Raw genomic sequence first — 11350 nt, 5'->3', positions numbered from 1 at the left:
CTCCACTCCTCCCCACCTCCTCAGGTTGAGATGTGACAGCGACCCTGTCTCCCTGTCGCCCGGACGCCCGGACGCCCGGACGCCCGGACGCCCGGACGCCCGGACGCCCGGACGCCCGGACGCCCGGACGCCCGCGCCGGGCCCGCGGTCCGGGCCGATGGCGCCCCGCCGCACCCCACACTCACTGCGCGCGCACGACGGCTCGCTACGCGCGCACGATGACCACCGGACAGGTCGCGTGCTGGGCGCAGCGGGTGCTCACCGAGCCGAGCAGCGCCCGGGTGAAGCCGCCGCGCCCGTGGCTGCCCACCACCAGCAGCTCGGCGCCCTTGGCGGCGTCCAGCAGGACGTCGGAGGCGTCGCCCATGACCAGGCTCCGGCGGACCTGCACCGGACAGTCCGTACCGAGCACCTCGCCCAGTTCATCGGCGAACTTCCGCTCGGCGAGTTGCTGGTCGAAGGTGGCGTCGACCACCGGCGCCGACCAGCCGAAGTGGCTCGGCGGCTCCCACGCCCCCACCGCGTCCACCACGCCGCCGATCACCTCGGCGTGCCGGACCGCCCAGCGCAGCGCGGCGTGCGACGGCTGAGAGCCGTCGACGCCGACCACGACACGGGGAAGGGGTTGGTTCGCGTCCATCGGTACCGTCCTGGGGTGGGTGGCCATCGCTCCTCCCCCACCACGGTGCGGACCGTCCGCCGTCACCGCCAGTACGGCCCGGCAGCCGGGTGACGTCCACGGTGTGCCCCGAAGCCTGGTGGCCGGGCGGGATGTCGCACTGGCGCCGTACCGCCGCCGACCCCGCCGAGCGGCGGTTCACCTCGCACACGGAACGGCCGAGGCCGGTGGGGGCCTCGGCCGTTGCGGCCGGTCCGGCGCGGGGCCGGACGGCGGGCGGGCGGTCGTGGACGAACGCCGTCGGTGGGCGGTGGTCGCTACAGGGCGCAGCAGCCGTCGCGGCGCAGGGCCTGGCCGACGGCGTACCAGTCCTCGGCCGGGCCCGAGGGCCGGGCGGCGAGCGGGGCCCGGGCGCCGGCGCCGACCAGGTCGGCGCGCCGGTAGGTGACGCCGTCCCGCATCACCCAGGAGGTCCGGGCCAGGTCGGCGAAGTCGTGGAACGGGTCCCCGTCGACCACCGTCAGGTCCGCGAGCTTGCCCGCCTCCACCGTGCCGAGGTCGTCGGCCAGACCGAACAGCCGGGTCGGGGTCACCGTGGCCGTGCGCAGTGCCTGGGCGGGGGACAGGCCCGCGTACCGGACCAGGGCGCGCAGGCCGAGGTGGACCTGGAGGCCGATGGGGGTGAGCGGGGAGTCGGTGCCCAGGGCCAGGGCGCCGCCGTCCGCGATGATCCTCCGGTAGACGCCCATCTCCGTCCGGACGGCGCGGCGCTGCTCCGGGGTGGCCGCGGTCCGCGCCTGGTGCTGCACGCCGGCGGCGTCCCACGGCGGCATCAGCGAAGTCACCCGGGCGTCCTCGGCCAGCGAGGGGTCGTCGCCGAGCAGGTAGAGCGCTGAGAACGGGGTGACGACGATCGCGAACGCCCCGCCGCGGTAGATCTCGTGGACGTCCTGGTAGGCGTGCCCGGTCGGCGAGACCACCCGGCCGTACTCCTGCCGCTGGGTGGCGGACAGGTGGGTGGTGAGGTCCTGCCCGACCTGCACACCGGGCGTCAGCAGGTGGCTGCCCGCGGGCACGCCGAGGCGCTCGTGGGCCGTCCGGGCCGCCTGCGCCATGATCCAGGCGGGCGCCCGCACATAGGTCTTGACGAAGTCGTAGTCCAGCGCGACGGCGCGCTCCAGACTGCGCCGCACCCCGTCGGCGGTGCGGTGGGCGCGGCCCATGCTGTACGCGACCCGGCTGCCGTCGAGCAGTTCGCCGGTGGTCAGGAACCGCGGGCCGTCCATCACCCGGGCGTCGACCGACTCGCGGATGCGCGCCTGCTCGTAGGCGAAGCCGCCCAGCGAAGCGGCGCCGGTGATGCCGTAGGCGAGCAGCAGGCGGGACTCGCGGCCGCCGTAGGTGTTCTGGTACGGGTGGGTGTGGGCGTCCCACAGGCCCGGCAGGACGGTGCAGCCGGTGGCGTCGACCAGACGCTCCCCGGCCCGGCGCGCGCCGGAGCGGTGCGGTTCGACGGCGGTGATGCGGTTGCCGGTGACGACGATGTCGACGTCCTCGCGGACGTTCTCGCCGGTGCCGTCCCACAGCCGGGCGGCGTGGATGCGGGTGACGTCGGAGCGCGGCGGCAGGGCGCGGGCGGTGCGCAGCGGGACGGTGACGGTGCGGCGGTCGCCGCCGTCGCGGCCGATCAACTGCAGCTTCCCGTCCGCGAGATGGAGCAGCCGGGCGGAGTCGCCGGACCAGGACGGGTGGTCGGCCGCCCCGTCGGTGATCCGCCGGGGCTCGCCGGTCGGCGTGCCGTCCGGGGCGACCGGCAGCACCCACAGCGCGGACTCCACGACCAGCGCCAGCCAGCGGCCGTCGGGCGACCAGACCGGGCCGCTGTCGCAGCGGTCGGCGACCGAGGTGTCCGGCAGCGGCAGGAAGGACTTCGAGGAGCCGTCCCGGGTGTCGATCACCCGGATGACGTTGTAGCCCTCGCGGAAGCGGTGGTTGAGGCGGTTGCGGTCGCAGAGCGCCAGGTAGCGGCCGTTGGGGGACCAACTGGGCCTCCCGGGAAGGCCGTTGCCGCCGAGGGGTGTCGCGAGGCGGTGCTCGGCGCCGGTCGCGAGGTCGACCAGGAGGAGGTTGCCCAGGACGTCCTGGCAGGCCAGCCGGGTGCCGTCCGGGGAGAGCGCCGGATTGAACCGGCCTCCCCGGGCGAGGACGGTGTCGGTGCGGCCGTCCAGTGTCAGGCGGTGCACGGCGCCCAGGCCGTCCCCGTCGGCGTCCCCGTCGTGGACGTACAGCACGCTGCGGCCGTCCCGGCTCCAGGACGGCATCTGCACGTAGTGGGCGGGGGCGGCCTGGAACAGCTTGCGCGGCTGCCCGCCGACCGGCAGCAGCCACAGGGCGTTGAGCGCGCAGAAGGCCACCGAGCGACCGTCCGGCGAGAGCGCGGGCAGGTGGATGCCGCGCACGTCCCGCTCGGCGGTGGAGTCGAAGTCGCGCACCTTGCGCCGGTACTGGAGCCCCGGCACCTCCTGCCGGGCGCTGAACGGGATGTCCTTGGCGGTGGCCAGGTCGGGGGAGCGGTCGGTGATCCGGCCGTCCGCGAAGTAGACGATGCCGCCCTCGGGCGTCCAGCAGGGCGGCAGCGGTGAGACGTCCTCGTCGCCCGAGACCACGGTGCCGTCGACGGCCAGGGAGACGCTGGCCGCCAGGTAGGAGCTGGCGGCGGAGGAGTCGCCGATCCACACGTAGGCCAGTCGGCCGTTCCGGGACACCACCGGGCAGGCCACCGTGCCGCTGTCCACGGTGCGTTCGACGCGCACCGGACCGCCGGCGGCCGGTACGGAGGCGATGGTCCGGCCGCCGGAGGCGTCCGAGCGGACGAAGACGACGCGCCCGCCGTCCGGGTGCCAGGAGGGGTCGTAGTCCTCGACGTCCGGCCGGTCGGTCAGCCGGGTCAGCCGGCCGGTGGCGAGCTCCACCGTCCACACGTCGTACGAGCTGCCGGACACCGCGTCGCCCGCGCGCTCGGAGGAGAAGGCGAGGTGGTGCCCGTCCGGGGACCAGGACACCCCGCGGTCGTCCCATCCGCCGCTGGTCAACTGGCGCAGGTTCGACCCGTCGGGCGCCATGGCCCAGAGGTGGAAGCCGCCGTCCCGGTAGGCGCAGAAGGCCACGGTCGACCCGTCCGGGGACCACGCCGGGCGGGTGGGCTCCAGCCCGGGGGAGGTCAGCGCGGTCGCCGTCCCGCCGTGCCGCGACAGGCCCCACAGGATGCCCTGGACCTCGACGACCATCCGCTCGCCGTCGGGGGAGAGCGTCACGGCGGCGTTGGTGCCGGCGGTGAACTCCAGCACCCTCGACGGCCGGGCGGCCGGGGCGTCCGCGGCCGCCGCCGTCGCGGCGGCCGGTCCGAGCGCCGCACCGGCGCCCGCGAGCGCGGCCGCCCCGATGAACCCGCGCCGGCTCAACTCCCGCGCGCTGGGCTTCTGCTGGTTGGGTTCCCGCTCGTTCCCGTCCCGGAGAAACGACACACCCGCTCCCTTCCCGTCACCCTGGACCTCGTGCTTCTCGGCATGTCCATTGTCATCGGGAGTAACGACGGGAACGGCGCTTTGCACCTTCGGGTCGTCAAACTGCCGGTGTGCAGCGGAGATTCAGTCCGGCCGGCGCTCGCGCACCGGTGTGTCGGCCTCGTCGAGGAGGAGCTCCAGCAGGGGCAGGGCCGCCTCCAGCGCGCGGCACTGCTCGGGGCTGAGGCGGGTGCTGCGCCTGGCCAGCAGGGCGGTGCGCTCGCGGCGGATCCGGGCCAGGGTGTCCCGGCCGTGCGGGGTGAGGGCGAGCAGCTGGGAGCGGCCGTCCTGCGGGTCGGGGGTCTTGGCGATCAGGCCGGCGGTGACCAGCGGGGCGACCGTACGGACCATGGACGGGACGGCCACGCCCTCGCGCGCGGCGAGTTCGCCGAGCCGCAGCGAGCCGTGCTGCTCCACCCGGGACAGGGCGGAGAGCTGGGCGGAGGTGAGGTCCTGGTCGCCGGAGGCGCGGACCAGCTGGCGGTTCAGCCGTCCGATCGCCAGCCGGAGCCGGACCACAGCCTCGGCGGAGAGCCCGCCGCCGTCCGCGCTCACGGCCCGTGCTCCTTCGTGGCCCCGGCGCCCCGGCTGACCCCGGTGCCCCGGTCGGCCCCGCTGCCTGCACTGCGGTCGGGCGCGACGGTGGACCGGTCGGGCGCCGGCCGGCCGCGGACCAGCGAGGCGGCCGCGGCGACCAGGGACATCGCGATCGCCAGCCAGAACACCACGACCAGGCCGTCGTGGAAGGGCCCCGAGATCAGCTGGGGGAAGAACTCCCGGCCGGTCAGCGTCCGGGCGTGGTCCGGCGGGATCCGGCCGAGCACGTGCGGGCCCAGCAGCTGCTGGACGGGGTTGTAGCCGAGGAACGCGGCGAACAGGGTGCCCACCGGCGGCAGCGAGGCGATGGTGCGCGCGTCGGAGGCGGGCACGCCCTGCGCGGTCAGTCCGGCGGTGAGGGTGTGCGGCAGCGAGCCGGCCAGCCCGGCGACCATCAGGGAGAAGAAGACCCCGATCGACAGCACCATCCCGGCGTTCTGGAAGGTGGCCCGCATGCCGGAGGCGGCGCCGCGGGCCGCGGCCGGCACGCTCGACATGATCAGCGAGGTGTTGGGGGCGGCGAACAGGCCGCCGCCCAGGCCGTTGAGGAAGACCAGGAGCGCGAACCACGGGTAGCCGAAGTCAGTGGGGAGCAGGAGCAGCCCGGCGAAGGAGGCGGCCATCACCACCAGCCCGCCCGCGGCGAACAGCCGGGCCCCGGCGCGGTCCGAGAGGTAGCCGGAGACCGGCCCGGCGGCCAGGAAGCCGACGGTCAGCGGGACGAGGTAGATGCCCGCCCACAGCGGGGTGTCGGCGTAGTCGTAGCCGTGCAGCGGCAGCCAGATGCCCTGGAGCCAGATGATCAGCATGAACTGCAGCCCGCCGCGGGCGATCGAGCCCAGCAGGGTGGCCGCGTTCCCGCCGGCGAAGACCGGGTCGCGGAAGAGCGAGAGCGGGAACATCGGCTCGGCGGTCCTGGCCTCGACCAGGCAGAACACGGCCAGCAGCGCGACCCCGCCGCACAGCCCGGCCAGCACCCAGGGGTTGGTCCAGCCCATGGTGCGGCCGCCGTAGGGCTGGATGCCGTAGGTGATCGCGGCGAGCAGGGCGGTCAGGCCGACGCCGAAGGTGACGTTGCCCCACCAGTCGATCCGGGCGGGCCTGCGCACCCCGGTCTCGCGCAGGGAGCGGTAGGCCCAGACGGTGCCGAGGACGCCGATCGGCACGTTGACCCAGAAGATCGATCGCCAGTTCCACTCGGCCAGCAGCCCGCCCAGGACCAGGCCGATGAAGGACCCGGCGATGCCCGCGACGATGTTGACCCCGAGCGCCGTGCCGCGCTGCCGGGCCGGGAAGGCGTCGGTGATGATCGCCGCCGAGTTGGCCATCAGCATCGAGCCGCCGACCGCCTGCACCACCCGCCAGCCGATCAGCCACAGCGCCCCCGGCCCGCCGTGCAGCGGGTCCAGCGAGAGGGCCACCGAGGTGAGGGTGAAGATCAGGAAGCCCGCGTTGTAGATCCGCACCCGGCCGTGGATGTCGCCCAGTCGGCCCAGGGTCACCACCAGGACGGCGGTGACCAGCATGTAGCCCATCAGCATCCACAGCAGGTAGCCGACGTTGCCGGGCTGCAGCGGGTCCAGGCCGATGCCGTTGAAGATCGCGGGCAGCGAGATCAGCACGATCGAGGCGTTGACGGTGGCGATCAGCGTGCCCAGCGTGGTGTTGGACAGCGCCACCCACTTGTACCGGGGGTGGTCCGCCTCCACCGGGGTACGGGCCGGTCGCCGTCGCCCGGTCCTGCCGTCGCCGGAGAGTCGTGTCGCCACCGCTGCCTCCTGCTGGCCCGGGGCGGGTCGCGGGGAGTGTCGGGCCCGGCCGCCGGATCGGAGTGGGAATGTCGATAGCTTCCGCCAACTAACGATAGTCCCGGCGGCCGTTCGGGCGACAGACCCCGGCGGGCCCCCGGTTGAGCGCCCGGACCATCCGGGTACTTCCCCTGGCATGTCCGACGAGAAGCACCGCGCCGTGGCCGAGGCGATCCTCCCGCTGGTCGGCGGCGCCGCCAACATCCGCTCGGTCGCCCACTGCATGACCCGGCTCCGGCTGGGCCTGGCGGACCGTTCGCTGGTCGACCGGGAGGCGCTCGGGGCGCTGCCGGCCGTCCTGGGCACGGTCGAGGACGACACCTACCAGATCGTCCTCGGCCCCGGCGCCGTCGCCGGGGCCACCGCGCAGCTGCGCCGACTGCTGGACTCCGGCGGTGGCTCCGGCCCGGTGGCGGCCGCCCCCACCGCCGAGGACCTCGCCGGGCGCGGCGCGCGGATCCGGGCGGAGGCCCGGTTGCGCAACGCGACGCCGGTGAAGCGGATGCTGCGCCGGATCGCGAACGTCTTCGTCCCGCTGATCCCCGCCCTGATCGGCTGCGGGATCGTCGCCGCCCTCACCGGGGCGCTCGCCAACCTCGGCTGGGCCCCGGGCCTGGTCACCGCCCTCGGGCCGGTCTCCTCCGGGTTCATGTCGCTGCTCGCCGTCTTCGTCGGCCACAACACGGCGAAGGAGTTCGGCGGCACGCCCGTACTGGGCGGCGCCGTGGCCAGTGTGATCGTCTACGCGGGGGTCGCCAAGGTGGAGGCGTTCGGCCACCACCTCACCCCGGGGCAGGGCGGGGTGGTCGGGGCGCTGCTGGCCGCGCTGCTGGCCGTCGGGGTGGAGCGGTGGACCCGGCGGGTCGTGCCCGACGCGCTGGACGTCCTGGTCACGCCCACGGTCACCGTCCTGTTCGGCGGGCTGGCCGCGCTGTTCGGCCTGATGTTCGTGGCCGGGGAGGTCTCCACCGCCATCGGCCACGCGGCCACCTGGCTGCTCGCCCACGGCGGGCTGCCCGCCGGGCTGGTGCTCGGCGGGCTCTTCCTGCCGCTGGTGATGCTCGGGCTGCACCAGGCGCTGATCCCGATCCACACCACGCTGATCCAGCAGCAGGGCTCCACCGTCCTGCTGCCGATCCTCGCCATGGCCGGCGCCGGGCAGGTCGGCTGCGCCGCGGCCGTCTACCTGCGGCTGCGGCACAACGCCTCCGTCCGGGCGACCATCAGGTCCGCGCTGCCGGCCGGACTGCTCGGGGTCGGCGAGCCGCTGGTCTACGGGGTCACCCTGCCGCTGGGCCGCCCGTTCGTCACGGCCTGCGTGGGCGGCGCCGCCGGAGGGGCCTTCGTCGGGGTGGCCGGCGAGCTCGGCAGCGCGGTCGGCTCGACGGCCGTCGGGCCGTCCGGCTGGGCCCTGTTCCCGCTGCTGGCCGGCCCGCACGGGATGGCCGTGAGCGCCGCCGTCTACGGCGGCGGGCTGCTGACCGGGTACCTGGTGGGCTTCCTGGCCACGTACTTCTTCGGCTTCACCCGGGAGACGCTCGCCGAGTACGGCGCCGCCGCCGCGGAGCCCGGCCCCGCTCCCGCCCTCGCGGCCGAGTAGCCCGACGGGCTGGGTCGACGGTGCCGGCGTCGTCGTCGCCGATCCGCAGCGGGCCGTTCGGGTTGTGTCCCAGCGTGATCGGCGCGGTGCGGCAGCGGGAGGACGCCCCCGGGCTGCGGGAGCGCTGACGTCATGCCACGGCGTCGGCCGCCATCTCCACGCCGCGGGCGGTGACCATGTGCACGGCTCCGTCCGCCAGCTGGTAGGACAGGCCCACCACGGCGGCACTGCCCGCATGGACCGCGTGGGCCAGGGTGCGCGAGCGCTCCATCAGCAGGTCGACCGTGTGCCGGACGTGCTCGGCGATGAAGTCCGCGTCCTCGACGCGCCCGGCCGCGCGGGCGGCCAGCACGCTGGGCGTGACCCGCTCGACGACGTCACGCACGTACCCGCGCACCGTGGTGCCGTCCGAGACGGCGGCCCTGGCCGCGGCCACCGCCCCGCAGGCATCGTGGCCCAGCACCACCACCAGAGGGCAGCCGAGGACACTGATTCCGTACTCGATGCTGCCCAGCGATTCCGGGCCGACCACGTGACCGGCGTTGCGGACCACGAACAGGTCGCCCAGCCCGCGGTCGAAGATGATCTCCGCGGCGAGGCGGGAGTCCGAGCAGCCGAACAGCACCGCGAACGGTGCCTGCGCGGGCGCGATCTCACTGCGGCGGGCGGCGTCCTGGTTCGGGTGCTCGACGGTCCCGGTGATGAATCGCTGGTTACCGGCCAGCAGTATCTCGAACGCTTCCTGGGGCGTGGGGGGCTGCGTCACAGTCATGCCCGCAGGCTACTGTTCCCACTCGGTCACCGCCCGGAACGGGCACCCTTCCGAGTGCGACCGCTTGAGACGCCCGTCACTGCGGACCTACGTGCGGCAGGGGCAGGGGCAGGTGCCGGTCAGCGGGGAGGACGGAAGTGGCGGATCACGCTCGCTTGTGAATCCGCCAGCCAGAGACCGCCGTTCGGATCGGCGGCGATGCCGTCCAGGGGTTGGGCGTCGGGCACGGGCCGGGCGGTGAGGCTGCCTGCCGGGGTGAGGCGCCCGACGTCGGTTTCGGTGGTGAACCAGAGCGCGCCCTGCGGGCCGGAGATGAGGGACCTCGGGTGTTCGGTGTTCGCGACGGTGAAGTGCGTGATGACGCCGGCGGTGGTGATTCGGCCGATTCGTGCACCTCCGTGAACCAGAGCGCGCCGTCCGGGCCGGCGACGATGGTCCACGAATAGGAACCCGGAGGTAGCGGCCAACTCGTGTACGTGCCTTGGGGCGTCATGTGTCCGATGGCATCGGCGTCGTGCTGCTCCTCGTGCTCGCAGAACCACACGGCGCCGTCGGGCCCCGAGGCCATGCCGCCGGGAGTCCATCCGTCGGGCAGTGCGGCGACGGTGGAGGGGCCACGTGAGGGGGCGATCCGTCGGATGAGCGCGGGCGAGCCGGTCTCGTCGTACCAGATGGCACCATCGGGGCCGAGGGTGATCGCTTTGGGGTAGCCGAGGCCTCCGTCGTCCTCCATCCAGCCGTTCGTCCGTCCGGACGTGTCGATCCGCTTGGTCTGATCGTCGCCGGCGTACCAGATCGTGTCGTCCGGGGCCTGGAGTATCCCCTTGGGTTCGCTGTCGCCCGGGATGCGGTACTGGGCGACCTGTCCTGCGGGGTCGATCCGTGCGACGGCGCTGATCCGCTGTTCGGTGACCCAGAGCGATCCGTCTCTGGCAACGGTCATGGCGAGGGTGCCGGTGTTGCCGGGAAGCAGGATCGTGTCACTCGTGCTGCCGGTGTCCGCCGAGGTCGGGGCCGGGACCTGGTCCCGGTCGTCGGTGCTCTGGCAGCCGGCCAGCACGAGTGCGGCAAGAGCCAGGGAAATCGAGACGGCGGCCAGCCGTTGCGGGACGGAAATCATGCGCATCGCAGGTCCGATGGAGCTTGGGTACCCAGGTACCGGGTCCAGACGTCGGGCGTGAGGTTCCGGCCGGCTGCCATGCGTGCAGGCGACCGAAGGTGATGACCGCCTCAGCGATCAATCCACCGCCCGCACCACACGCCGCCGCCTCGATCCGCGTCAGCATCAACCACCCCAGCTGGCAGCTCGCACCCGTACAGCATGACGGTGCATCAGGATATGTCATCGCCTCTGGTGCGGGTAGCCAACCAGCCCGTGCTCCGTAGGACTTGGTGCGGTACATCACCACGGTGAGGCCGAAGACACCGGCCACCGGGCCGATGCTTCGGCCGCATAACTGACCAACCGTCACCGCGGCGCTGAGTTCGGAGTGACGATTCGTTACATCCGTGTGACATCCGCGCCTGACCCTCGGGTCTACCTTTGTCGATGCTCGGCCAACTCCATACCCTCACAAGGGAGTAGCCATGCCCGAAGCACGTCGGCGCAGCCTCGCCGTGTCCACCGCCCTGCTGACCCTCCTGGGCACCGCCGCACCGGCCGTCGCCGCCACCGCCCCCACCCTCGTGCAGGCCCCGCTCGCCCACCACGGCGGCGGGCTGCTGCGCAGCACCAGCGGCAACTGGGCCGGATACGCCGCCACCGGCGGAAAGTTCACCAGCGTCAAGGCCAGCTGGGTGCAGCCGCGCGTGTCCTGCAACGGCACCGCCACCTGGTCCAGCTTCTGGGTCGGCCTCGACGGCGACGGCAGCAACTCCGTCGAGCAGACCGGCACCGAGGCCGACTGCTCCGGCGGCTCCCCGGTGTACTCCGCCTGGTACGAGATGTACCCGGCCTACCCGGTCAACTTCAGCAACACGGTACGGCCGGGCGACCACTTCACCGCTAGCGTCACCACCAGCGGCAACGGCTCCTTCACCCTCACGCTCTCCGACACCACCGCCGGGTGGAGCCGCACCGTCAACAAGTCCCTCAAGGGCGCCGCCCTGGCCTCCGCCGAGGTGATCGCCGAGGCGCCCTCCAGCTCCACCGGGGTGCTGCCGCTCTCGAACTTCGGTTCGGTCTCCTTCACCGGCTCCACCGTCAACGGCCAGGCCCTGGGCGGCTTCAGCCCGGACGCCATCACCATGGCCTCCGGCGGCACCACCAAGGCCACCACCTCCGGGCTGAGCGGCGGCAGCGCCTTCTCGGTGACCTGGAAGCACGGCTGACACACGGCGGGCGGCGGCCGTCACGGGAGAGCCCGGGCGATGAGGAGGGCGACGTCGTCC

At 73.8% G+C, this 11350-nt stretch carries 8 protein-coding genes; 2 read left to right on the top strand and 6 right to left on the bottom strand.

From position 1 onward, the window contains the following. Positions 1-205: 205 nt before the first annotated feature. The 4 genes from ACFV1W_RS22900 to ACFV1W_RS22885 all read right to left on the bottom strand — a co-directional run bounded on the left by ACFV1W_RS22900 (position 206) and on the right by ACFV1W_RS22885 (position 6548). On the bottom strand, positions 206-640 hold the full coding sequence (locus ACFV1W_RS22900) for a universal stress protein (RefSeq protein ID WP_380419068.1): 435 nt from the start codon (positions 638-640) through the stop codon (positions 206-208). 296 nt (positions 641-936) lie between these two features. Beyond that, entirely contained in the window at positions 937-4143 is a 3207-nt protein-coding gene (locus ACFV1W_RS22895; RefSeq protein ID WP_380419067.1) for an amidohydrolase family protein, read from the bottom strand. A gap of 123 nt (positions 4144-4266) precedes the next feature. Next, positions 4267-4737, bottom strand: a complete 471-nt coding sequence (locus ACFV1W_RS22890; RefSeq protein WP_380419066.1) for a MarR family winged helix-turn-helix transcriptional regulator — start codon at positions 4735-4737, stop codon at positions 4267-4269. Further along, the gene (locus ACFV1W_RS22885) at positions 4734-6548 is read right to left on the bottom strand and encodes an MFS transporter (protein WP_380419065.1); all 1815 of its coding nucleotides are present in this window, start codon (positions 6546-6548) and stop codon (positions 4734-4736) included. Before ACFV1W_RS22885 ends, ACFV1W_RS22890 begins: the two co-directional genes overlap by 4 nt. 175 nt (positions 6549-6723) lie before the next feature. On the opposite strand from ACFV1W_RS22885, the gene ACFV1W_RS22880 reads away from it, so the two are divergent. Next, positions 6724-8187 (top strand): PTS transporter subunit EIIC, encoded by a 1464-nt coding sequence (locus ACFV1W_RS22880; RefSeq protein ID WP_380419064.1) that lies wholly within the window; start codon positions 6724-6726, stop codon positions 8185-8187. Between the two features lie 130 nt (positions 8188-8317). Here ACFV1W_RS22880 and ACFV1W_RS22875 read toward each other — a convergent pair whose 3' ends face one another. Beyond that, complete coding sequence (locus ACFV1W_RS22875) at positions 8318-8959, bottom strand: carbonic anhydrase (RefSeq protein WP_380419063.1); 642 nt, start codon at positions 8957-8959, stop codon at positions 8318-8320. A gap of 145 nt (positions 8960-9104) precedes the next feature. Next, positions 9105-10085, bottom strand: coding sequence for a hypothetical protein (locus ACFV1W_RS22870; RefSeq protein ID WP_380419062.1), 981 nt, complete (start codon positions 10083-10085; stop codon positions 9105-9107). 461 nt (positions 10086-10546) lie between these two features. On the opposite strand from ACFV1W_RS22870, the gene ACFV1W_RS22865 reads away from it, so the two are divergent. Further along, positions 10547-11290: a G1 family glutamic endopeptidase gene (locus tag ACFV1W_RS22865; RefSeq protein ID WP_380419061.1), complete on the top strand. Its 744-nt coding sequence runs from the start codon at positions 10547-10549 to the stop codon at positions 11288-11290. Positions 11291-11350 lie beyond the last annotated feature (60 nt).

It is taken from the genome of Kitasatospora sp. NPDC059648 (assembly GCF_042734825.1).
In the GTDB taxonomy this organism is placed as follows: domain Bacteria; phylum Actinomycetota; class Actinomycetes; order Streptomycetales; family Streptomycetaceae; genus Kitasatospora.
The sequence above is the reverse complement of the archived record's forward strand: the minus strand, read 5'-3'. Positions and strand labels throughout refer to the sequence as shown.

What these genes read in the sequence shown, in the direction of transcription:
- ACFV1W_RS22870 (WP_380419062.1), bottom strand. Translation starts at nt 10,085, where the DNA reads ATGCGCATGATTTCCGTCCCGCAACGGCTGGCCGCCGTCTCGATTTCC.
- ACFV1W_RS22875 (WP_380419063.1), bottom strand. Translation starts at nt 8,959, where the DNA reads ATGACTGTGACGCAGCCCCCCACGCCCCAGGAAGCGTTCGAGATACTG.
- ACFV1W_RS22900 (WP_380419068.1), bottom strand. Translation starts at nt 640, where the DNA reads ATGGACGCGAACCAACCCCTTCCCCGTGTCGTGGTCGGCGTCGACGGC.
- ACFV1W_RS22865 (WP_380419061.1), top strand. Translation starts at nt 10,547, where the DNA reads ATGCCCGAAGCACGTCGGCGCAGCCTCGCCGTGTCCACCGCCCTGCTG.
- ACFV1W_RS22880 (WP_380419064.1), top strand. Translation starts at nt 6,724, where the DNA reads ATGTCCGACGAGAAGCACCGCGCCGTGGCCGAGGCGATCCTCCCGCTG.